The organism is Lebetimonas sp. JH292, from assembly GCF_000523275.1.
Lineage (GTDB): Bacteria > Campylobacterota > Campylobacteria > Campylobacterales > Nautiliaceae > Lebetimonas.
Window position 1 is genome coordinate 1,077,234 of record NZ_ATHQ01000001.1, and the last position, 22,789, is coordinate 1,100,022.

Sequence of the window (22,789 nt, forward strand, 5' to 3'; positions counted from 1 at the left end):
ATGTAAAATGTAAAATGAAATTAATATTATTTATTCAAACACTCTTTTGAAGCTTTAGCAATGAATTTTAATATATCATTATCTGTTTGGTGCCAGATAAAATAATTATACGGATAAGCTGATTTTATTTTTTCAAAAACACATCTGCAGTATTTATATTTATTAGGTAAAGAAGAGTTTTGCATACATGCATGAATAAATTTAAATTGATAATCAAACGGATAATTATAAGAAAAAAGAAAAAGAGGTAAAAAAACGAGCAGTTTTTTCATTAAAGAGTTTTTCTGACCTCTAATGTTGCGTCAACCATATTTTTTAGACTCGGTTTTACTTCTTCCCATTTTCTTGTTTTGAGTCCGCAGTCCGGATTAATCCATACTTTCCCAGCCGGCAACACTTCTAAAATCGCTTTAATTTGATTGACCATTTCAACTTTACTTGGAACTCTTGGAGAATGGATATCATAAACTCCCGGACCTATTTCGCCTTTATATCCTCTTTCTTTAAAGATTTTGAGTAATGAATTGTCACTCCTTGCATTTTCGATAGAAATAACATCAGCATCCATATCTTCAATTGCATCCATAATATCGCTGAATTCAGAATAGCACATATGGGTATGGATTTGAGTTTGGGGTTTTACGCTAGAAGTTGTAATTCTAAATGCAGTAATTGCCCAATCTTCATATTCTTTTCTTTTACTGTTTCTTAAAGGATATCCTTCTCTAAGTGCTGCTTCGTCAACCTGAATTACTTTAATCCCGGCAGCTTCAAGGTCTTCTACTTCGTCTCTTATTGCAATGGCCATTTGGTATGCTGTGTCTCTTTTTGGCTGATCGTCTCTTACAAAAGACCAATTTAGCATCGTAACAGGGCCTGTTAACATACCTTTCATTGGTTTGTTAGTGAGACTTTGGGCATATGTAATCCATTCAACCGTCATATCTTTAGGTCTAGAAACATCTCCGTAAATCAAAGGAGGTTTCACACATCTACTTCCGTAACTTTGAACCCAACCGTTGCTGGAAAATGCAACGCCTTTTAACTGTTCACCGAAATATTCAACCATGTCGTTTCTCTCAAATTCACCGTGAACCAATACATCAAGTCCTATTTCTTCTTGGAATTTAACCAAATCTTTAATCATATCTTTAATTTTTGTTTTATATTCTTCTTCGTTGATTGCACCGTTTTTATAATCACGTCTTAGTTTTCTAAGTTCAGGTGTTTGAGGAAAACTACCTATTGTTGTGGTAGGTAAAACAGGATATTTTAAATTTTCATGTTGAAGTTTGATTCTTCCATCAAACGGTACATTTCTGTGTTTATCTTTTTCACCTAAGTTTGAAACTCTGTCCTGAACGATTGTATCGTGAATTTTAGGAGAGGTTTTTCTTGTTGCAATTGCGATTTTATTGCTTTCAAGCACTTCTTTTTCATATTCGTTTAAAGTTTCGTTTCTAAAAAGTTTATCAATTACTCTTATTTCATCAAGTTTTTCAAGAGCGTAGCTTATCCAGGATTTGATATCTTCATCCATTTTTGTTTCATATTTTAATGTATATGGAACATGAAGTAAAGAGCAGCTGCTTCCTATATGAACTTTATCATTATCAACTGCTTCTGTTAAACCTTTTACAAATGCAGCTGATTTTTCGATATCATTTACCCATACATTTCTGCCGTTGACTATTCCAATCCCCACTTCTTTACCGGCATCAACTAATGCTTTAATTGAATTTTCGCTTCCTAAAACAAAATCTAAAAACATTCCTTTTACAGGTGTTGAGGCGAGAATTTCATTTGCCTCGTTTGAATGCTCGAAATATGTGGCAACGTAAATATTTGCAGTGTTTCCAAGTTCGTCATATACTTCTTTTAATACTTTTAAATCTTCTTCAGTTGGATTTGTTACAAAATAAGGTTCGTCCATCTGGATAGTATAATTTTTAAATTTATTTAAAATTTCTTTATAAACAGGCACTAATTTTTTAATAATATTGTTTTCACTACCTTCAACTTTGCTTAATTTTACATAAGTAACAGGCCCTATTAAATTGATTTTTGGAGTAACTCCGACTTCTTTTGCCAATGCAATTTCATTTTCAATTTTTGTTGTATCAGCTCTGAAAGCCATATTTTCATCAAGTTCTGGCACAATATAATGATAGTTTGTATTAAACCATTTGGTCATTTCCATGGCTTTATGGCTTTTATCACCTCTTGCCATTGCAAAGTATCTGTCCATGCAGTTTTCAATATCTTTATATCTTTGAGGCACTGCATTTAATATAACAGTTGTATCAAGCATATTGTCATAAAAGCTGAAATCATTGACACTTATCATATCTATACCGGCATTTTTTTGATAAATTAAATGTCTTTTTATTAAATCAGCAGCTGTTTGTTTTAATTCATTTTGAGAAATTTTACCTCCCCAATAACTTTCCAACGCTCTTTTAAGCTCTCTTTGTTCCCCGATTCTCGGGAACCCGATAACATAAGTCGCCATATTTTTCCTTTTTTTAGCGAAATTATAACAAATTTATAAATTTTCTCTACCTGCGATTTTTATATTTTTTGTTTTTTACAATCGTTATTCCACTTCTTTAAAAGAATTGTTTATTATTTTATATAATTTTGTTTTGTAATTTATCTGATGGTTAAATATATAAATATAAAAATCATTCATATAAAATATATCTTCATTGTTTTGCATATTATAAATTTTATTCACTAAAATATCTGCGGCGTAATTTAACCAGTTGTATCTGATATCCGAATTTAAGAGAAGGGCATAATCGTTTATCATTAAAGGCGGACGGATAATGGAATTTGCAATTATCAGTTTATCTATATCGTTTGGCTGGGTTAAAAATATAATGGAGGGAGAATAACATAACTGGGGCGAAAAAACTAAAAACGGCTCAATTTCTTTTGAAGTTATGTTTGAAAGCACTTCCGCACTTTTTGAGACATCGGTATTTAAAATTATAAAAGAATTGTTTAAATCAGCATAATTTATATCAGGAAAATTATAATTTTTTACAAAAAAAGGATTTGTTTTTTCAAATGTAAGCAATTGATTTGATATTTGGGTGTTTTGTGAAATTGTAAAAAGTTTGTCATTGATAAATGCGGTAAATTTTTGTATTTGATTTTTGAAATTTATTCCTCCGAAATATATATTTTTAAATGTTTCATTAAAATCGTTTTTATTAAAAGTTGGTACAAAAAAAGTTTTATTATAATTCCACAGAGTCAAAATTTTTGAGCGGTTGGTTTCTATGTCTATTACATAATGCTGAGGTAAATTTGAAATATTTACATCATTGTTATAAAGTGTTATATTAAAATCCACCCCTTTTTGGATAAGATAAGCGTTTATGGCGTTTAAAACAGAAGGAAGAAACTTAAAAAATTTCTGTTTGTTTATAATAATTGCAAAATCGGTTTTTGAATTTTGTACACAAAAATTTTCATCAAAATTTTCTTCAATTGTTTGAGTGGAATTAATTTCTAAAGAAGTGGTATTGTTTTCAGTACTGTTTATATCCATAAAAGAATTTTGAAATATTGTTTCCTGAGAAAAAAGCAATACGGCAAAAAAGATAATTATTCTTTTCATAACAGACTCTTTATAAGAAGAAAATCTTTATAAGCTTCTTTTTTTGCGGAAGGATTTCTTAGTAAATAGCTCGGATGGAATGTCGGTATCACTTTTTTCTCCTTATATTCGAATATCTGCCCCCTGACTCTGCTTATAGGCAAATCTATATCCATTAAATACATAAAAGCCGTTTTTCCGAGGCATACCAGTATTTTTGGATTTATTATATCAATTTGTTTGAGAAGATACGGTTTACAGGTCTGGGCTTCTTCTATACTTGGGACCCTGTTGTTTGGCGGGCGGCATTTTACAATATTTCCTATGTATACGTCTTCCCTTGTCATATCCAAAACGTTTAAAATTATTTTTGTAAGCAGTTTTCCGGCTCTCCCCACAAAAGGCCTTCCTGTTTTATCCTCTTCCGCTCCGGGTCCTTCACCTATAAACATAAGCTTTGCTTTTGGGTTTCCTTCTCCGAACACTACATTTGTTCTTGTTTTACTTAAATCGCAAAGGGTGCAGTTTAAACATGTTTTTTTAAGCTCTTCCAATTCGTCCGGCATGGGGAGTTTGTTTTCTTTTGAACTGAAACCCTCGAAATATTGCTCTCCGGATTCTTTTAATTTATAGAGATATTTTAATTTAATAAGGTTTTTCAACTTTTTCCTTTTGAATGTTAATATTACCGTTAATTTTATATGTAGGATATGTTATTTTTATGTCTTTTTCTTTTAAAAGGGCATCCAATATTTCACCAGAAATCTGGCTTCTGTAAATAAGAGGGGAAGTTGAAATAACTAAATACCAGGCGCTGATTCTAATTCCGTTTTCTTCTATTAATGTCAATACACGCGGTTCTAAATTGTATGATTTAAAATTATATTCAATTTTAAGCCTCTGCATTCTGGTTTTTGTGGCGGCGGATTGTCTTTTTGTCTGGTTAGTTAAAATGTTTTTAATAATATCCACGGCTTTTTTATAATTTGAATCAAACGTAAGCGTTATATCTATTCCGTCCCATACGGTTGCCAGTCTTTTATGTGTGTAATTAAAAATGGGGTTGTTAAAAACAACATTGTTGGGAATAAACACTATTCTTCCGGCCCGTCTGTTTTTGTGGTATGTTGTATATGTTACATCTTCGTAAATTACTATTCTTGTAAGGGTTATATCGATAACGTCTCCGACTATTTGAACATTTCCGTTTTGAAGATACATTTTAATTCTGTCCCCGACTTTAATATTTCCGTTAATCATAATAACAAACCAGCCGAAAATATTCATAAACCAGTCTTTCATGGCAATTGCGATACCGGCTGAAATAAATCCCAAAATGGTTATAATATATGTCGCATTATTAATATAAAAAAGAAGGGAAGTTAAAACAATAATAAATATTGTGAGAATATTGATAATTTTATTTGATATATATAAATTTTCTTCTTTAATGTATTTTTTAAGTATAAATTTTAAAATAAACGAAAAAATAATTAAAAATATAATTATTGCAATTAAAACGGCCAATTTATTTAGCTGGTTTTTAATCTCTTTTTTAATTTTTTCTTGCTGGTTTATAATAAATGTTTTTAATGTTTCAAGCTTTTTTTTATAAATGGTATTAATTAATTCAAAATCATTTATCATATTTTCTAATTGGTTATCTTTAATTTTTACTTCTTTTTTTAATTTATATAATTTTTTTAAATTGTTTAATGTTTCTTTAAACTGCTGATATGTCTGAATGTTCTGCAAAAGAACATTTTTTATCTGCTTTTCATAATTAATTGCAGAAAATATTTCAAACGGGTTTTCTATCTGTGGTGCTTTTGGAATATTTTTTAATTTAATCAATGTGTTGAAAATATTTTCGTTTTCTTTTAACAAATCAAGCTGTGTCTGTATAGTCAAAAGCTTTTTTTTATATTTGGGATTTTTTTTAGAGAGATATTTTAATTTATTGTATGTATTGAGTAATTTTTGGTAATCTATATAGTTTTTATATGTTAAGTAAAAAGAATTTTTTGACAGTTCGGTATTTAATTTTAATATTTTTTCTTTAGTCAGATTAAGTTCAGTTAAATTATTATCGTTTGCATATAAAAAAATAAAAGAAATTATTAAAAAAAATATTTTCACTTAAATTTCCTTAAAACATTTAAAACAGTTTCTTTATCTATATTTTCAATTATTTTATATTTTCCGATAAGCTCCGGAATTATAAATTTAATTTTATTGTTCATAGTTTTTTTATCTGCAAAAAAATGCTCATAAAATTCTTCTTCGTCTTTTATTTTAAAACTTGTAGGTAAATCATATTTTTTCAGTAAGTTTTTAATTCTTTCATTTTCCTCAGTTGTTAAATATCCAAGTTCAATTGATAATTCATTTGCCATTATCATTCCTATTGCCACAGCTTCCCCGTGGAGGTATGTTTTGTAATTTGTCAGGTTTTCTATTACGTGTCCGAATGTATGGCCGTAATTGAGTACACTTCTTATTCCTTTTTCTTTTTCATCTTCGTTTACGACATCTGCTTTTATTTCTACGCTTCTTTTTATAATTTTTTCAATACTTAATTTATCATTTTCTAAATTTTTAAAAAATTCCTTATCAAACATTACGGCCATTTTAATAACCTCAGCCATTCCTGCCGCAAATTCCCTTTTTGGAAGGGTCGAGAGGAAATGGGTATCTATATAAACAGCCTCCGGCTGATAAAAACTTCCTATTAAGTTTTTTCCAAATTTAGTATTTATTCCTGTTTTTCCTCCTACAGAACTGTCAACCATAGCAAGGAGTGTAGTTGGAATTTGAATAAATTTAATGCCTCTAAGAAATATTGAAGCCGCAAATCCGCTCATATCTCCTATTACTCCTCCCCCAAATGCTATAATTACAGAGTTTCTGTCATATTTTGCATCAAATAGTCTCTCAAGTGCGTATTCAATGCTCCCAAAATTTTTATACTCTTCACCGTCCGGGAGTGTAATTATTTTAAGCTCATCTGTTTTTAAATGATTTAACAGATAATTTAAATGATATCCGGCAACTGTAGGGTTTGTGATTACGGCCGTTTTTGCATTTAGCGTTAATTGTGGAAGTTTTTTAATCGTTATGTCGTATGTTTTGTTTGGTGTTTTTATATTTACTTTCATTTTTCTCCTTATTTTACCGGGATTAAAAACTGGGAAAATTTATCAAGCATTATATATGCATTGTATATTTTCGGATTGAAAATTTGGAAAATTTTTAAAACCGGTGGTGAAATAAACGGTTCAATAATACAGATGTTTTCTTTTGTTTTTAATTTTATTATCGGATTTTTTTGTGTTTTGGTAAATGTAATTTTTTTAAAATTATAAACTTTTGCAAATTTTTCCAGATATTCTTTTAATTCTTTCAGGTCTTTTTCTTCTATAAAAGGCTCTAAAAAATTTATACCCAAATTTAATTGAAAAGACAAATCAAAAATACTCGGTGCAATCCGATCAAGCATTTTATCCTGCAAAAGAACCACAAATTCTTTACATTTTTTAATTGACTCGTCCCCCTGTTTAAAAACAGGGATTTTAATGTCGAAAAAAGTTTTTTTATATTTATAAAAATATCCGTTATTGGTAATTACCAATCCTATATTATATATATTTATATCATTTTTTAATGTTTTTTCATAATCCGATGAAAAATAATCTGTGTATATGTCTATGTTTTTGAATTTATAAAGTTTGTAAATTTTAAAATTTAATTTAGGATTGATAAGTTTAATAATTAATTTTTGATTTTTTAATTTTCTATGCAAAAACAATGCTGATTTTAAAAGATTATAAAGAGTTTTTTTATCCGTTTGCATATCGATTAAAAGATAAATGTTTCTTCCGTAAGGAGCCGGAAAAGCCCCCAAGTTTTTTTTGCTTTCTATAAAGAAGGATTTTAATTTCTCAGGCTCTCCTATAAGTAAAAGTTTATCATTGGGAAGAATCAGTGTGTGTCTGCTGGGAATAATGAATTTGTTTTCTCTGTAAATTACGGCAATTTTTATATTTTTCCATCTTTGGATAAAATTAGGGTTTTTGTAAGCGAAAACAGAATGTGGAGGAATTTCCACTTCGAGTATTTCACCGATTCCAAGGCCTATATCCCTTGCAAAAAGGGGCACATCTGGAAGATGGTCTAAAATTTTGTTTGTAATTAATTCAATGCTGTCGATTATCTCAATATTGTTTTGTAAAGGAATTTCAATATTTTCCCAAAATTTCGCAAATACGATTGAAGAGTAATTTTTTATTTTATTTATTACAAATTCAGCTGTTTTTTTGTTTTTTATATAAACAATTATTTTATTTATATCTTTAAAAAAAAGCGGGCGGTATAATTCGAATGCAAAAAAAGGTATTTTATAATAAAAAAAATTTTCTTTTTCAATTTTTGTTATTTCATCTTCTTTTTCATATATTATATAATACTCGGCTTCTTGAACATAAGAAGAGGCTATTTTTTCTATTAATATTTTGGATTCCTTTGCGCCGGCAAACAAAACTATTTTATTCAAATAAAACCTTTGATAAAATTTCAGTAATTATATCATATGTAATTAGTGAGTAGTGAGTAGTAAAAAATAAAAAAGGTAAATTATGGAATTTAAAATTGATGCCATTGATTCAAATGCAAGGGCGGCTACAATAAAAACGCCCCACAGTAAAATTAAAACCCCTGTATTTATGCCCGTGGGTACGGCGGCGGCTGTGAAAAGCCTTGATGCTGTTGATTTAATGAATATTTTGGATGCAAAAATAATTCTCGCTAATACATATCATTTGTATTTAAGGCCGGGTGATGAGACTGTTAAGAGTTTTGGAGGTCTTCACGGATTTAGCGGATATAACAGAAGTTTTCTGACAGACAGCGGTGGATTTCAGGCTTTTTCTCTGGGAGAGAATGTAAAATTTAGCGATGAGGGTATCTGGTTTAAAAGTCATATTGACGGAAGCAGCCATTTTTTTTCACCAGAAAAAGTTATTGATATAGAATATAATTTAAACAGCGACATTATGATGGTTTTGGATGATTTGATAGCTCTTCCGAATACAAAAGAGAGAATAAAAAAATCAATAGAAAGAACAACCCAGTGGGCCAAAAGAAGTCTGATTCACCATATTAGTAAAGGGGCAAAAAACAATCTTTTTGCCATTGTTCAGGGCGGAGTGGATTTTGAGTTTAGAAAAATTAGTGCCGGAAGCCTTGTGGAAACCGAAATTGAGGGAAGAGGTTTTGATGGATTTGCAATAGGGGGTTTAAGTGTCGGGGAAGAGAATCGGGTTATGTATGACACAATAGAATATACTGTGCCGTTTCTTCCAGAAAATAAACCGAGATATTTAATGGGGGTAGGAACCCCGGAAGATATAATAGAAGCAATTGAGAGAGGAGTTGATATGTTTGATTGCGTGATGCCAACTCGCAATGCAAGAAACGGTTATCTGTTTACCTCTTTTGGAATTTTAAGAATCAAAAATGCAAAATACAAATTGGATAGTAGGCCGATTGATGAAAAATGCAACTGTTATACCTGCAGAAATTTTTCAAGGGGGTATTTAAATCATTTATTTAGGGCAAAAGAGCTTACCTATTTCAGACTTGCCACAATTCATAATTTGCATTATTATTTGAATTTAGTAAGTAAAGCCAGAGAAGCTATCATAAATAAAAAATTTAAAGAATTTAAAAAAGAATTTTATTCTGCGATTTTATGTCCTGAATTTTACGGGCAGTTCTTTAAATTCCAGATTTTTTCTGCTTTTTAAAATATTTCCGTTTTTATCGATTTCAAATGTGTAATCTACTTCAGCTCCCATTTCATCAGTTGAAGTTGCATTTAAAATAATGTTGTTATTTTTGATATAAATTGAAGTTGGATAGTCATCCATTCCTAAATCTATTCTTCTTGCCCAGACAATTTTTTTGTTTGATATATATACGATTAAAATGTCGTCATTTGTATAAGTGATACTCCCTAAAACCAGCATTCCTTTATTAAAAGGAATTATAAATTTTGCATTTTCTTTTTTTACAGATGCAATTTGTGAATATAATGAGGCGTTTTTATAGATATAAATATCTGATTGGGTTTTATTGTTATAAACATTAACAGCTGTATAAACGTCGTTTTTATTTATAAAAAAATCAGCGGGGGCGGCATATTTTTTCCCTAAATAAACAATGCTTATCAATTTAAATGTTTTTAAGGAAAAAGTTAAAATTACAGGCATTTCTTTGATGTTGTCATATCCTAAGATATAAAAATGATTGTTTTTAATTAGATATTTTTTAGGGTCAATTGATAAATTAATAATTTTTTTAGTAATTAAATTGTAATTTTTGTCTAATTTATTTATACTGATTCCGTTTGGCTGCGTTTTAGAAAAATAATAATAATCTTTATAAAAAATTAGGCTGTTTTCCGTTACTCCGTATTTTTTCAATAATTTTATATCTGTTTTCGGATTTGCTTTTTGCAACGGAATTTGATTTTGGGTACACCCTGCAAAAAACAGCATTATAATAATAAAAATTTTCAAAAAATTTTTCATTTTTAATTTTTAATTTTTCATTTTATTCATAATATGTTACTGCGCTTTTACCGAATTTTTTTGTTTTTATTTTTTTATAATTTCCAAGAGCCTCCGGAAAATCGTAATTGCTTTGATGTTCTATTATTATTTTTTCAACATTTATTTTTGGAAGCTGTTTAATTAATGTCTGTACTTTATCATAAATATCCTCAAAACCTTCTCTTATTGCGAACGGCGGGTCAAAATAGAAAAATGCTTTTTGTTTATTGTTTTTAAGCTCTTCTATAACATCCCATATTGTTTCAAAGCTGTCTCCTAAAATAATCGAGCATTTTGATGCGTCTTCAACTTTTAGGGAATCAATGTTTCTTTTTAAAACTTTGGCGGCTTCGGGGTCTTTTTCCAAAAAATAGGCTTTGTTTGCATCTCTGCTTACAGCTTCAAGGCCTATACTTCCAACACCGCTGAATACTTCCACCCAGTTTGAATCGGGCACTTCCCACTGAAGGGTATTAAAAACACTCTCTTTAAGTATGTTTTTAGTACTCCTTGTAGTTTCCTTGTTCCCCATAAAAAGTTTTTTTCCTCTGTATTTTCCGCCTATTATTTTTATATTACTCTTTTCCATAATGTTCCTTAATTGTTTTTATAAGTTCTTTTTTACAATTTTCAAGAATTTTTTCTATTTTATCTTCTATTGTTTCTTCATTGTTTTTTATATTCAGAATTTTTTCCAACTGTAATAAAAGAGATGTTTTTGTAAAAGGCTTTTTTATCTCTTTTCCTATTGTTATCCCGTTTTTTTCGGGGTTGTCTGTTATTAAAATACCGCTGTTATCTATGTAATCTTTTAAAAAATATTCAAGCGTATATTGTAAAAGAGGAGAATCACATTCGACTTTTACTTTCAATTAAAACCTTTTTTATAATTTTAACATAAAATTTTTTAAAAATTTGACGATATAATTACAGTTAATTTAAAGGGGTAAAATATGGATATTTTCTCTTCAGTTAAAAACAATATGCAAAAAACACAAAATTATGACAATATAAATAAAAATATAAATCAGAATAAAATTGAAATGCAAAAACTAAATCAGACAAATGATTATGAAAATAAAAAAACATTAACCCAAAAAGCCAATCAAACCGATAATAAAATGGATAAAGAGCATTTAAAAAAAGAGCTGCAAAAATTGACAGAAGAGCTTAACAGAGCTATAAGTCCTTTAAATACCTCTTTAAAATTTAAATTTAATGATAAAGTTGATTTTTTAACGGTAGAAGTTGTTGATACCAAAAAAAACGATGTAATAAGAAAATTCCCGAGTGACGAAGCATTGAGACTTATGGAAAAAATGAAAGAAGTGGTTGGAATATTATTTGATAAAAAAGGATAAAAAATGGGCAGTGATTTCGGAAGTTTAAGCTCCCTTGGAATAGGAAGCGGTGTTTTAACATCAAATGTAATTGATAAATTAAAAAATGCAGATAAGGAAATAATGGTTAAACCGATTGAAAACAAACTTGAGCTGGTGAAAAAAAGGGAAAAGGCTTTAAGTGAATTTCAGGCAATTGGTGCTATTGTAAAAACTGATATGATAGACCTTGCAAGCGGCTCTGTTTTTACAAAAGTAAATACGTCTGTGAGCGGAAGCAGTGTCAGCGTAAGCGCCAGTGACGGGGTTAAACCCCAAACTTTTGATATAAATGTCAATAATTTGGCTCAAAACGATGTATATGAATCAAGCGGTTTTAGCGGAAGCGACGAAGTAATTAACACAAGTGGAAAAGACCAGGTTTTAAATATAGGCGTAGGAGGTGTTTCTTCCACCATAACCCTGAAAGCCGGCTCAACGCTTAGTGATTTAAAAGACACCATAAATAATGCAAATATCGGAATTACTGCTTCTATTATAGACACGGGGATAGGCAATAATCCTTATAAACTTATTTTAAAAGCCAATGATACGGGAGCTGACAATATTATTAAATTCAATTATTCAGGAATAGAAGATTTGGGCTTAAATGCCATAAATTATACATCCGCTTCGTTTAATTCAGATACAGACAGCATAAATAACAGCGGGGCTGCCCAGACATTTAAAATTACCGTTAACGGGGATGAATATACAATGAATGTGGCTGACGGGGAGAGTGTTAGCGATTTTATAAATGCTTTGAATAACGGAGAACTTAAAGACACTGGCGGGAATTCTTTAGGAATAAATGCGACTTATGATAACGGGCAGATAAAATTTAAAATGGAGGCTGTTGGGGATATTTCCATAGATGATACGAATTTACTGAGCGATTTTAATAATAACACTGATTTTACAAATTCAAACAGGATACAAAAAGCCGGAGATGCCGATTTTACATATAATGGTGTGGAAATAAACAGAAGTTCCAATAAAATAGACGATTTGATCCCGGGGGTTACAATAAATCTTAGTTCGACCGGAAATTCAACGGTTAATATAACATCAAATATTGATGAAATTACAAAATCTATTCAAAAATTTGTAGCAGATTACAATAAAATGATTTCAAATCTTCAAAGCCTTACGGCATTTGATAAAGATACCGGTAACGTGGGGCTGTTTCAGGGCGAAAGCGAATTTACCTCTCTTGGGAGCAGTTTTTATTCCGATATTTTCGGTGTGGTTTTAAGCGATAAGGGTGAGGCAAGTGACAGAAACGGAAACAAATACACAACCGATATAACTTTTAGTGCCACTGATTTGGGATTTGATTACAACAGAACAGGCATGATAAGCTTTGATGCAGATAAATTTAAAGAGGCCTATAATAAAAATCCTGATCTGGTTGAAAGATTTACCACTACCGCTTTTACAAACCTTAAAGTGGATTTTGATTCCAAAATCACCGGTGATAACAGCTCTTTGAATCTTTTAAGCCAGGAACTTAAAACAGATGAAAAAAGTTACAAACAAAGAATGGATGCCATGAATCAGTTTCTTGAAACAAAATACGAAATAATGTCTAAACAGTTTGCCGCCTATGATGAGATGATAAATGAATTTAATGCAAAAAGCCAGAGTCTTACAATGATGATTCAACAGGCAATAAATGCAAAAAAATAAAGGATAGATAATGACATATAATAAAGCCCTTGAAAGCTATAATCAAATGAATGTTCAAATTGACAAGCCTGAAAAACTGGTTCTTATGCTTTATGAAGGAGCATTAAGATTTGTTAATTTTGCAAAAAAAGCCATAAAAGAGGGAGATATAGAGAAAAAAGTTAAATATATTATAAAAGTGTCAAATATATTTATAGAACTTATTAATTCTCTTGACTATGAAAACGGAGGAGATATCGCATATTATTTAAACGGGCTTTACGGATATCAGCTGGAGTTATTGGCAAAAGCAAATTTGGAAAATGACGAAAAATATCTTGAAGACGTAATAAGGGTGTTAAAAGGTTTAATTGAAGCTTGGAAAGAAGAAACTGGGATAAGTTAGTGAAAATGTGAAAATAGTGAGTAGTGAAAGTGGGAGTGGATGGAAAATTATTTGAATGAGCTGAAAATTGCTGTAATTAATGAAGATTTTGATAAATTAAAAAAATTAGTAAAAGAAGATATTACATTTTCTTCCATTGAAGAGGCTAAAGAGATTAATGCATATATTAAAAAAGCGGTAAAAATTCTGAAAAAAGAAAAAGAAAAACTTTCACATGAAATGCAAAAAATTAAAAAACTTCAAAAATTTAATATTCAAAAGAAAAACGATTTGTTTAATTTTAAAATTTGAAATTTTTTAGAGCTTTTATATCTTTTATAAAAAATGTTTTTTGACCTTTTTTTTCCATGATATTGTTTTTTATAAGCATATTTAAAAACATTGATAATGTCTGTCTGGAAGTTCCCAAGAAAGTGGCAAATTCATCGATTGTACAGTTTAAATTTATTTTTAAACCTTTATGTGTTTTTTCTCCAGCGGCGATTGCGGCAGATGTTAAAAATTCAATTGCCCTTTGGGAACAGGTTTTAAATGCCAAATCAAATATAAGCTCCCTTTCTATATTTATGTTTTTGGTTAAAGAATTTAATAATAAATTACAAAAATTAGGGTCTTTGAATAATTCATAATATTCATCTGCTTTTAAAAAATAAAATTCACTGTTTTCTTTTGCTTTTATTATATTGTTTTGATTACAGTAGGCCATATTGTTTTTGCATAGATAATATAGCGTTATTTCTTTTTCATTATTATAATAAGTTACTTTGATTTTACCTTTTTTAATAATTAAAATACGTTCGCTGTTTGGAAAACATATTTCATTTTTTTTCAGATATCTTTTGGGGATATTGTCAAAATAGCCTGATTTCAAAATTTTTTCTATATCTTTTGATTCTATCAATATTCTGCAATTTGGCATAAAATTCCTTTTTTGTCAGACTTCTGCATTTTTGAATTATAATTCATTATGAAATAAAAATCAAATTAAGGAGAATAAAATGAAACTTGGAAGAATTTTAGGATTATCATTAATTGCAGCTTCTTTTATGTTTGCGCACACTTTTAAACTTGCCGACACTATAAAAGGTGCAGGCCCTATGGTTAAAGAATTCAATGCTGAATGCCATTATTATGAAAAATATATAAATTACATTACGCCTGATGAGCTTAAAAAATGGATTGATGAAGACAAAGATTTTACAATTGTTGATGTAAGAAGCGTTGACGAAATGAAAGGCGGAGAAATAGACTGGCCGGATTATGACGAATATCCAAGAGGGGATGTTGCTATTTATGCAGCAATGGGCGGTTTGAAAAAAAATAATGTTTATGTTTTTGTATGTGCCACAGGCCACAGGGCGGTATTGGCCGGAGCAGAACTTGTTAAATGGTTCCATTTTCCTAAAAAGAATATTTATGTTTTAAGAGGCGGTATCAACGGATGGCTTAATTCAGGATATTCAGTTGTTAACAAAGTTACAGAGTTTGGAGGATTCAAAGGTTTGAAAAAAGCAGGAAAAGTAAAAGAACCTGTTATTTTAGACCAGTTTTAATTAATTCCCTTCTCTGGGAATTTTAAAAAAACTGCTGCCGCTTCCGCTAAAAAAACCGAAATCTTTATATCTGTTAAGCTCCGGATAAAGACTAAGGGCAGGCATTAATAAATCATTAAGCTCAGCAGGGTGTTTTGATGATAATAATTTCTGTGTGGAAATTTTATCAAAGTCGCTGTCTTTTGGATTGAAAAAATTTTCTTTATAGGTTTTATAGACTTTTGGGGTTGAACATTCAACGGGAGGTGTAAAAACTTCTATGTCAAAACTTTTTTCTTCAATCGGTTCAACTATTTCGCCTCTTCCGTAAACATTTGCCGTGTCCACATCATATAAAAAGAAAGCGACATCGCTTCCTATTTTTTTACCTATTTCAACCAATTCGTCGGTGGAGAGGTTTAAATTAAAAGCTTTGTTTGCCAAAAGTAAAAATGCGGCCGCGTCGCTGCTGCCTCCTCCGAGTCCGGCCATTTCTGGAATTTTTTTATGGATTCTGATCTCTTTTCCAATAAAGTTTTTTTTAATCTCGGGATAGGTTTTTGTTAATTCAACATAGGCTTTGAATACACTGTTGTCTCTTAAAACGCAGTTTATATTTCCCACAATATCGAATTTATCAGCTTCAACTATTTCTATTTCGTCATATAGATTTTTTACTCTCATAAATCTTGATTTTAACAGATGATAATATCCGTCAAATCCCACTATTTTTAAAAAAATATTTACTTTTGCATATGCTTTAATTTTCATTAATAACCTTTGAAATATTTTTAATATCTTCTAATTTATTACCTGCCGCTTTTAAATTCTGCTCTTTTACCTCTTCTATCAGTTCGCTTCTTAAAATAGTTTTATTTCTCGGAGCCTGGATTCCTATTTTAACCTGATTTTTATCTATTGAAACTATTACAATTTCAATATCGTCTCCGATTTTTATTTTTTCATTTTCTTTTCTTGATATTACTAACATAATTCAATCCTGTTTAAGATATATTTTACTTCTTCGTTAATTTCAATAATAGCAAAATATTTATCATATGTCACAAAATAAATACCGTTTTTTTGAATTTTAAAATCATTTTTATTTAATTTTTTACCGAGTAACAAATTATTTATATCATTTAAATAAAAATTTTCTTCTACATTTAAATATTCAAGAGGATTTAATTTTTTTTCGCATTCATAAAAAAATTTTCCTTCATTTACTCTTTCAAGATATGTTAAGCTCCCAACAGTTCCTAATTTTTCGGCAATGTCAAATCCTATTGTTCGGATATACGTCCCCTCACTTACACTTGCTTTAAATGTAATAAACGGATGTGAATAATTAATTAGCTCTATGTCAAAAATTTCAACTTCTATTTCTTTATCCAAAAACTCTTTTTTTTCACTTGGGACTTGGAACTTGGCTACTTATTTTATATGCCCTAATCCCGTTTATTTTTTTTGCGCAGTAACGGGGCGGAGATTGAAATTGCCTGCCTTTGAACGAATTTAAAACTTGTTTTATTTTTTCAATTTCTAATTTTTCTGTTTTTTGGATTTTTTCTATTTTTTCTATATCAAGGGTGGGGGAATAGGCTCCGAGCAATAACGAAGCAATATATGTTTTTGGAGTTTTTTTTAAAAATCTGAACAGTTTTGTATACTGACCCGCGGCAATAATAAGGCTGCCGCATGCAAACGGGTCAAGCGTTCCGGAAAATCCCATTTTTTTGATGCCGTATTTTCTTTTTAATTGATTTAAAAATTTGTTTGAACTAATAAAACTTGGTTTTTTAGCCACAAACAACAAATTTTTACACTCACTACTCACCATTTTCAACACTCACTATTTTTTTACGCTTTTTCCACAAAGTCGCTTAATATTTCCCTGACACTTCCACCAAAATCTATTTTAAGTTTTGTTTTGTTTCCCGCTTTGTTTATTCCTATGATTCTTCCTGTTCCGAATACTTTATGTTTGACAAGGGTGCCGTTTTTTATTCCGCTGCTTTCTTTTAAATTTACCCTTTCGCCTTTAATCAAACCTGCTTCAGTTAAAAATCTGCTTTTTTGGACATGGCTTCTTGAACCTCTTACATATCTGCTCTGGGTGTAAGATAATGTCAGTTTTTTTCTGGCTCTTGTGAATGCTACATAAGCAAGTCTTCTTTCTTCTTCTATATCAGCTTCGCTAAGCGGGAAAAATCCTTCTTCCAAACCTATAACAAAAATATGGTCAAACTCCAATCCTTTACTTGCATGGATAGTCATTACATTTATCATTTCACTGGTAATTTTGTCCTGGTCGCTTTCAAGGGAAAGTTCGTTTAAAAATTCTCTTATATTCAAATCTTTTTTATCCCTCATTGTTCCGTAAAATTCTTCAACATTTCTTTTTTTGTCTTCATCTTTGTAAGAATTGCTAAAACCAATAATTTCTTCCAGAATCTCAGGAATTTCATCAATATTTTGTTTTGAAAGCATTTCAAGAAAAGATGCGAAATCTTTTAATGATTTGGCTGTTTTTTTACTCAAAAATTCCAGATTGTCCTCTTTTATAAATTCAATATAGCTTTTATCGCCTTTTCTTTGTTCAATTTTAAGTATTGTGGCTTTTCCTATACCCCTTTTGGGCTTGTTTACCACTCTTTTAAAAGAGTATTCGTCATGGGAATTTACTATAAGTCTTAGATAACTTATTAAATCTTTTATTTCTTCTCTTTCATAAAATTTCATACCTCCCACAAGTTTGTAAACTATGCCGTAACTTCTAAGAGCGTCTTCAATTGAGCGTGAAAGTGCGTTAATTCTGTAAAGAACGGCTATTTCCCTTGGGCTTACCCCGTTTTCAATCAACTTTTTTATTCTTTTCGCTATTTCTTCTCCTTCGGCGATTTCATTGTAGCTGGCAATTATTTCAACACCGTCTCCGTCTCCGTTTGCCGAAATAAGTTTTTTACCGTATCTTTGTTTATTGTAGCTTATTAAATTATTGGCTGCTTCGAGTATTTGATTGGTTGAGCGGTAATTTATCTGTAGTTTGACGACTTTTGCCCTGAAGTCTTTTTCGAAATTTAAAATATTTTTGTGGTTTGCCCCCCTGAATCCATAAATTGACTGGTCGTCGTCTCCAACCACGCAGATATTATTGTGATTAATGCAGAGTTTTTTTAATAAAAGAAGCTGTATTTCATTTGTATCCTGATATTCATCCACCATTATATACTGATATTTGTCTGAAATTTCGGAGCATAAATCTTCATTGTTATGTAAAATGTCAAAAGGTAAAAGCAGTAAATCGTCAAAATCAACCAGATTGTTTTCAAGCAAATATTTTTGATATTTATCATAAATATAAGCGAGTTTTTTATAAGTGGTGTCGTTTGCAAGCGAAAAAACTTCATCCGGATTAAGAAAGGAATTTTTATATTTGCTTATTTCTTTACTGATAAAATTTGCCGGCAGATCGTTGGAGATGGATTTTATTATTTTTTTCTGGTCGTCTGTGTCTATTATTACAAAATTATTGTCTCTGTTTAATAAATATATATACAGTCTTAAAAACATCAGTCCGAATTTATGAAAAGTTACGAGCAGCGGCGGATGTGCTATGTTTTCTCCAACCATGTTTAAAGCCCTCTCTCTCATTTCTGCGGCGGCTTTGTTTGTAAAAGTAAGTGTGAGTGTGTTTGCAGGGTCTATTCCCAAAGAGAGCAGATAAGCAAGGCGCGTTGTAAGCGTTTTTGTTTTTCCGCTTCCGGCACCCGCAAGTATCAGTAACGCCCCGTCGATATGTGTTGCGGCTTTTTTTTGTTCTTCGTTTAATTCTTCTAAAAAATACAAAATTTACCTTTTTTTATTAATTATAACAAATTTTTATAAAAAAATAAAAAATTAATTTATAATTTAATTTTTATTATGTTATAATTTTTTATTATATTTAAAGGACAAGTATGAGCATTAAATATTTAGACAAAATATATACTTTTTTGGTTATTTACAAAGAATCTTCTTTTTCAAAAGCAAGCAGGGTTTTGGGGATTTCCCAGCCGGCGGTTACACAGCAGATAAGAATTTTGGAAGATTTTTTGGGTGTGAGTCTTTTTGAAAGAAAAAAAACGGGCGTTCTGCTTACAAAAGAAGGTCAGGAATTTTTAAAATATGCCAGGGATTTTGAAAAATTTTTAAATAATTTTGAAAAAAAAATTAAAGAATTCAAAAAAATGGATACACCTTTTTTGATAGGTGCGTCCCCTACCGTCGGTAATTATAATCTGCCTGAATGTATTAAATATTTTCAGTCTTTAATAAACAAAGATATTAATCTGATTATTAAAAGCAATAATGAATTATTGGAAGATGTGGAAAAAAAAGCTCTGGATTTGGCGTTTGTTACCAAAAAGAATAAAAACTCTCTTTTTTATGAAGAATGGATAGAAGATGAACTGGTTGTTTTTTCCAATAAACCGCTTCCTCCCGAAATAAGTATTGATGAACTTAAAAAATATAAAATGATATGCAGGGAGCCAAATTCCTCTACGAGGGAGTTTGTGAAAAAAATGTTTGAAGCCAGGGAATTTGAGTGCGATATGTTAAATATTATAAGCGTAGTTCATAATTCCACAGCTTTAAAATATACGGTTTTAAATTCATCCGAGCAGATAGTTTCCATTATTTCGAAATCAGTTATCAAAGGGGAGCTTAAAAATAAAAAATTGTTTGCTTCAAAAATAAAAGATATGAATCTAAAAAGAAAAACATATGTTGCATACAGGGAAAAAACAAAAGAAATAGAAGCTATTTTAAATTTTATTCATCAATAAATTTTTTATTTCTCGGATTCATTGCAAACGGATTTTTCGGCTTTTGCGGTTTTGGAAGCGTGGCAGCAATATTTATAAATAAAGGAGTTTCCCCTTCAGTTATTTGAATAATATTTTCAACAGGAACGCTTACAACACTTCCGAAATTCTCTTCTCCAAATCCGGCTTCGAAAATTAATTTTTCATTTTCGATATATGAACTTTCGAGTGTATAATTTGCCAAAGTAAATATTATTACCTCTTTAAACGCACTTGAGATATGTTCCGGAAGGGCAGGATTAAAGTTTATGCCGTTTAGAGAGCATAAGATATTAAAAGGCATATTTATTTCAAGCAAAAGAGATAAAATTTCTTTTGCTTGTTTTGTTTTTAAATTTCTAAATTCCTGTGTTTCAATTATCATCTATAAGCCTTTCAAATTCGTTTAACATCTCTTTTACGAATTCAATTCCGTTTTGCCAGAAACTTTCATCTTCTATATTCAGATCAAACATTTCCAGTTGTTTTTTCGGAGGTATGCTTCCTCCCTGGGAGAGGAATTTAATATATTTTTCTTCAAAATTATTAAATCCCTCTTTATATAATTTAAACAGTGTAAGAACAAGCAACTGGGCATATGAATAAGCATAGCAGTAAAATGGTGAATGAATAAAATGAGGGATATAACTCCACCAGATTTCATAATTTTTGGTAAGTGTTACGCTTTTGCCAAACATTTTTTTATTTTCTTCCATCCATAATTTATTATACTCTTCTTCGGATAATTCATCGGCTTCATGTACTTTTCTTTCGAAATTTGTAAATACAATCTGTCTAAAAAGTGTGGCAAAAATATCTTCGAGTTTACCTGCATAAACCCCGATTAATTCTTCTTTAGTGAGTGAATTTTTAATTTTTTCAAATAAAAGCATTTCAGAAAAAATGCTTGCAGTCTCCGCCGTTGTAAGGGGTGTGTCCTGATTGATATATCCGACTTCCCGTGAGAGATATTGATGAATTGCATGGCCTAATTCGTGAGCAAGCGTAAATACATCCCTTCTTTGGGAAGTGAAATTAAGAAGTACATACGGATGCGCTTTTGGTGTGGCCGAATGAGAAAACGCACCTCCTCTTTTGCCTTCTTTAGGATATACATCAATCCATTTTTCTTCGAACGCCTTTTTGGCAATTTCATAAAAAGTGTCCGAAAAATCTTTAAAGCTCTCAAGTACCAAATTTTTGGCTTCATCAAAAGTAATTTCTTTTTCTTTGATATTCAAAGGGGCGTATCTGTCATAATCGTAAAGTTTATCTAAGCCGAGGAGCTGTTTTTTAATACTGTAATATTTTTCCACAATCCATGTGTTTTCATTAACCGTATTAACCAAAGCGTCAACACTTTTTTTAGAAACTCTGTTACTTAAATGTCTCGGAGCTTCGATGTTTTCATATCCCCTGATTTCCATATATTCTATTTTCCAGTCTTTTTTTATCTGATTGTAAATATAGGCTAAAATATGCTGATGGGGTTTGAGTCCGAGTGTAAGGGCGATTTGTGCCTTTTTTCTTTCATTTCTCTCAGGTGAATAGAGTTTGCTTAATATTTCTTCTTCGCTCAGATATTTGCCCTCAAAAAAGAATTTAAGTTTGCTTAAATGTTCATCAAATAGCCTGGAAAACGCCGAAGAGCTTGTCAAATCTTTTTTCATTAATATTTTTTCTTCTTTTTCACTTAGTTTATAATAACTTTCTTCTTGCAAATGAATTAAATAATATTTGTAAATTCCCGAATTATCAATAAATTTTTGCTGTTTATCAATAGGGAGATGAATAAATTCAAGCTCAAAAAAAACCAGGTGTTCCTGTGCTTTTGTGGCGATTTCCTGAAATTTTGATAAAAAATTGCCTTTTGATGTATCGGTTGCAAACATAAGATATATATAAGTTAAACTTCTTCCTATATTTTCCAGAATATCTTCGTATTCTTTTAAAACCTCTATAAATTCATCGGCCGATATCGTATAAAGTCTGTTTTTATATTTTTTTTCAAAATCCGCCGCCCTGAAAGAAGCTTCTTTTAAAAATTCTTCGGCTTCGGGTATTGAATTAAATAGTGCACTTAAATCCCAGTTCATTTTTATCCTTTTTTATCTAATTATATCAAATTCCTCTATTTCCTTAAATCCCAAAATTGCATTGATCATTGCCATTTTTTTAAAATAAGGCAAATCGTAAATATGAATATTTTCTTTTTTTATTAATCCTTTTTCAAGCATCTCCTGCCTTTTTGTGCCTTTTAGCAAAGGATATTTCGGTGTTATCCATTTACTTCCCGTAAAAAAAGCGAGATTTGAAATGGTGGTATCGGTTATAAGAGAGTTTTTTACTAAAATAAATTCATCAAAATCAATGGAAAATGTAGAATGTAGAATGGAAAATTGTTTTCTGTTTTTATATTTAAAAGGATAATTGAAATCAATTTCTACAATTTTAAATTTTCTAAAATTTCTTTTTTTTATTGGAAAAACTTCAATATTTCTTATTCCATCATATGAATATGTTATTCTTACTCTTGCATTATCTAAATCATTAAAATTTAACTTTTCACTTTTAATTTTTAATTTTTCACTATTAAAAAAATGTTTAAGTGTTTTTTCCATTCTTTTTAGATGATAATTTAAATTTTGAATTTTTCCGTTTTTAACTAAAACTGTTTCAATAAATTCCATTTTTTCTCCATTGATTAAAATTTATACAAAAAATTTTTCACTTTAAATT

The 22,789-nt window shown here is 30.1% G+C and carries 24 protein-coding genes and 1 pseudogene; 7 read left to right on the forward strand and 18 right to left on the reverse strand.

The genetic code is table 11. The features are described 5' to 3' along the window. Nucleotides 1-26 precede the first annotated feature (26 nt). The 7 genes from DZ64_RS0106810 to DZ64_RS0106840 form a co-directional block, all read right to left on the reverse strand. The gene (locus DZ64_RS0106810) at nucleotides 27-272 is read right to left on the reverse strand and encodes a hypothetical protein (protein ID WP_024789946.1); all 246 of its coding nucleotides are present in this window, start codon (nucleotides 270-272) and stop codon (nucleotides 27-29) included. After that, a complete protein-coding gene (metE, locus tag DZ64_RS0106815; protein WP_024789947.1) occupies nucleotides 272-2,512 on the reverse strand; it encodes a 5-methyltetrahydropteroyltriglutamate--homocysteine S-methyltransferase in 2,241 nt (746 codons plus the stop codon). Before metE ends, DZ64_RS0106810 begins: the two co-directional genes overlap by 1 nt. An 84-nt stretch (nucleotides 2,513-2,596) precedes the next feature. After that, nucleotides 2,597-3,628: a hypothetical protein gene (locus tag DZ64_RS0106820; protein WP_024789948.1), complete on the reverse strand. Its 1,032-nt coding sequence runs from the start codon at nucleotides 3,626-3,628 to the stop codon at nucleotides 2,597-2,599. Further along, nucleotides 3,625-4,269, reverse strand: coding sequence for a uracil-DNA glycosylase family protein (locus DZ64_RS0106825; protein WP_035003174.1), 645 nt, complete (start codon nucleotides 4,267-4,269; stop codon nucleotides 3,625-3,627). The genes DZ64_RS0106820 and DZ64_RS0106825 overlap by 4 nt, the downstream gene beginning before the upstream one ends. Continuing rightward, the gene (locus DZ64_RS0106830) at nucleotides 4,253-5,746 is read right to left on the reverse strand and encodes a mechanosensitive ion channel family protein (RefSeq protein ID WP_024789950.1); all 1,494 of its coding nucleotides are present in this window, start codon (nucleotides 5,744-5,746) and stop codon (nucleotides 4,253-4,255) included. The genes DZ64_RS0106825 and DZ64_RS0106830 overlap by 17 nt, the downstream gene beginning before the upstream one ends. Then, nucleotides 5,743-6,765, reverse strand: a complete 1,023-nt coding sequence (aroB, locus tag DZ64_RS0106835) for a 3-dehydroquinate synthase (RefSeq protein WP_024789951.1) — start codon at nucleotides 6,763-6,765, stop codon at nucleotides 5,743-5,745. Before aroB ends, DZ64_RS0106830 begins: the two co-directional genes overlap by 4 nt. 8 nt (nucleotides 6,766-6,773) lie before the next feature. Next, nucleotides 6,774-8,159 (reverse strand): potassium transporter TrkA, encoded by a 1,386-nt coding sequence (locus tag DZ64_RS0106840; RefSeq protein WP_024789952.1) that lies wholly within the window; start codon nucleotides 8,157-8,159, stop codon nucleotides 6,774-6,776. A gap of 82 nt (nucleotides 8,160-8,241) precedes the next feature. Between DZ64_RS0106840 and tgt the strand changes: the two genes are divergently transcribed. After that, the gene (gene tgt, locus DZ64_RS0106845; RefSeq protein ID WP_024789953.1) at nucleotides 8,242-9,411 is read left to right on the forward strand and encodes a tRNA guanosine(34) transglycosylase Tgt; all 1,170 of its coding nucleotides are present in this window, start codon (nucleotides 8,242-8,244) and stop codon (nucleotides 9,409-9,411) included. Here the strand turns inward: tgt and DZ64_RS0106850 are convergent. From DZ64_RS0106850 to DZ64_RS0106860, 3 genes are read right to left on the reverse strand one after another with little or no spacing between them, the layout of a single operon-like run. Then, nucleotides 9,355-10,197, reverse strand: coding sequence for a hypothetical protein (locus tag DZ64_RS0106850; RefSeq protein ID WP_024789954.1), 843 nt, complete (start codon nucleotides 10,195-10,197; stop codon nucleotides 9,355-9,357). The two genes, tgt and DZ64_RS0106850, sit on opposite strands and share 57 nt — an antisense overlap. 22 nt (nucleotides 10,198-10,219) lie before the next feature. Then, nucleotides 10,220-10,807, reverse strand: a complete 588-nt coding sequence (gene rsmD, locus DZ64_RS0106855) for a 16S rRNA (guanine(966)-N(2))-methyltransferase RsmD (protein ID WP_024789955.1) — start codon at nucleotides 10,805-10,807, stop codon at nucleotides 10,220-10,222. Further along, a complete protein-coding gene (locus DZ64_RS0106860; RefSeq protein WP_024787824.1) occupies nucleotides 10,794-11,090 on the reverse strand; it encodes a hypothetical protein in 297 nt (98 codons plus the stop codon). Before DZ64_RS0106860 ends, rsmD begins: the two co-directional genes overlap by 14 nt. Nucleotides 11,091-11,171: 81 nt before the next feature. On the opposite strand from DZ64_RS0106860, the gene DZ64_RS0106865 reads away from it, so the two are divergent. The 4 genes from DZ64_RS0106865 to DZ64_RS0106880 are packed head-to-tail and all read left to right on the forward strand — an operon-like array spanning nucleotide 11,172 to nucleotide 13,962. Next, nucleotides 11,172-11,579: a flagellar protein FlaG gene (locus tag DZ64_RS0106865; RefSeq protein ID WP_024789956.1), complete on the forward strand. Its 408-nt coding sequence runs from the start codon at nucleotides 11,172-11,174 to the stop codon at nucleotides 11,577-11,579. 3 nt (nucleotides 11,580-11,582) lie between these two features. After that, entirely contained in the window at nucleotides 11,583-13,286 is a 1,704-nt protein-coding gene (gene fliD, locus DZ64_RS0106870) for a flagellar filament capping protein FliD (protein ID WP_024789957.1), read from the forward strand. 10 nt (nucleotides 13,287-13,296) lie between these two features. Next, entirely contained in the window at nucleotides 13,297-13,671 is a 375-nt protein-coding gene (gene fliS / locus DZ64_RS0106875) for a flagellar export chaperone FliS (RefSeq protein WP_024787827.1), read from the forward strand. Nucleotides 13,672-13,710: 39 nt separating this feature from the next. Continuing rightward, the gene (locus DZ64_RS0106880; protein WP_024789958.1) at nucleotides 13,711-13,962 is read left to right on the forward strand and encodes a hypothetical protein; all 252 of its coding nucleotides are present in this window, start codon (nucleotides 13,711-13,713) and stop codon (nucleotides 13,960-13,962) included. On the opposite strand, the gene DZ64_RS0106885 is transcribed toward DZ64_RS0106880, so the two are convergent. Beyond that, nucleotides 13,952-14,590: a Crp/Fnr family transcriptional regulator gene (locus DZ64_RS0106885; RefSeq protein WP_024789959.1), complete on the reverse strand. Its 639-nt coding sequence runs from the start codon at nucleotides 14,588-14,590 to the stop codon at nucleotides 13,952-13,954. The genes DZ64_RS0106880 and DZ64_RS0106885 overlap by 11 nt on opposite strands. Before the next feature lie 79 nt (nucleotides 14,591-14,669). Between DZ64_RS0106885 and DZ64_RS0106890 the strand changes: the two genes are divergently transcribed. Beyond that, on the forward strand, nucleotides 14,670-15,224 hold the full coding sequence (locus DZ64_RS0106890; RefSeq protein WP_024789960.1) for a rhodanese-like domain-containing protein: 555 nt from the start codon (nucleotides 14,670-14,672) through the stop codon (nucleotides 15,222-15,224). Here the strand turns inward: DZ64_RS0106890 and DZ64_RS0106895 are convergent, their stop codons facing one another. The 4 genes and pseudogenes from DZ64_RS0106895 to DZ64_RS0106910 form a co-directional block, all read right to left on the reverse strand. Next, nucleotides 15,225-15,974 (reverse strand): 4-(cytidine 5'-diphospho)-2-C-methyl-D-erythritol kinase, encoded by a 750-nt coding sequence (locus tag DZ64_RS0106895; RefSeq protein WP_024789961.1) that lies wholly within the window; start codon nucleotides 15,972-15,974, stop codon nucleotides 15,225-15,227. It abuts the gene before it with no gap. Next, complete coding sequence (gene csrA / locus DZ64_RS0106900; RefSeq protein ID WP_024789962.1) at nucleotides 15,964-16,194, reverse strand: carbon storage regulator CsrA; 231 nt, start codon at nucleotides 16,192-16,194, stop codon at nucleotides 15,964-15,966. Before csrA ends, DZ64_RS0106895 begins: the two co-directional genes overlap by 11 nt. Further along, a pseudogene (truB, locus tag DZ64_RS14175) lies at nucleotides 16,188-17,043 on the reverse strand (tRNA pseudouridine(55) synthase TruB). Before truB ends, csrA begins: the two are co-directional and overlap by 7 nt. 20 nt (nucleotides 17,044-17,063) lie before the next feature. Beyond that, nucleotides 17,064-19,055, reverse strand: a complete 1,992-nt coding sequence (locus DZ64_RS0106910; protein ID WP_035003181.1) for a UvrD-helicase domain-containing protein — start codon at nucleotides 19,053-19,055, stop codon at nucleotides 17,064-17,066. 107 nt (nucleotides 19,056-19,162) lie between these two features. Here DZ64_RS0106910 and DZ64_RS0106915 point away from each other — a divergent pair, with 107 nt between their 5' ends. Next, entirely contained in the window at nucleotides 19,163-20,032 is an 870-nt protein-coding gene (locus DZ64_RS0106915) for a LysR family transcriptional regulator (RefSeq protein WP_024789964.1), read from the forward strand. On the opposite strand, the gene DZ64_RS0106920 is transcribed toward DZ64_RS0106915, so the two are convergent. The 3 genes from DZ64_RS0106920 to DZ64_RS0106930 are packed head-to-tail and all read right to left on the reverse strand — an operon-like array spanning nucleotide 20,019 to nucleotide 22,740. Then, a complete protein-coding gene (locus DZ64_RS0106920) occupies nucleotides 20,019-20,435 on the reverse strand; it encodes a hypothetical protein (RefSeq protein ID WP_024789965.1) in 417 nt (138 codons plus the stop codon). The genes DZ64_RS0106915 and DZ64_RS0106920 overlap by 14 nt on opposite strands. Further along, nucleotides 20,425-22,146 carry a M3 family oligoendopeptidase gene (locus DZ64_RS0106925; protein WP_024789966.1) on the reverse strand — a complete coding sequence of 574 codons (1,722 nt, stop codon included), beginning with the start codon at nucleotides 22,144-22,146 and terminating at the stop codon, nucleotides 20,425-20,427. The genes DZ64_RS0106920 and DZ64_RS0106925 overlap by 11 nt, the downstream gene beginning before the upstream one ends. Before the next feature lie 12 nt (nucleotides 22,147-22,158). Beyond that, entirely contained in the window at nucleotides 22,159-22,740 is a 582-nt protein-coding gene (locus tag DZ64_RS0106930; protein ID WP_024789967.1) for an aminotransferase class IV, read from the reverse strand. Between the last annotated feature and the right edge of the window lie 49 nt (nucleotides 22,741-22,789).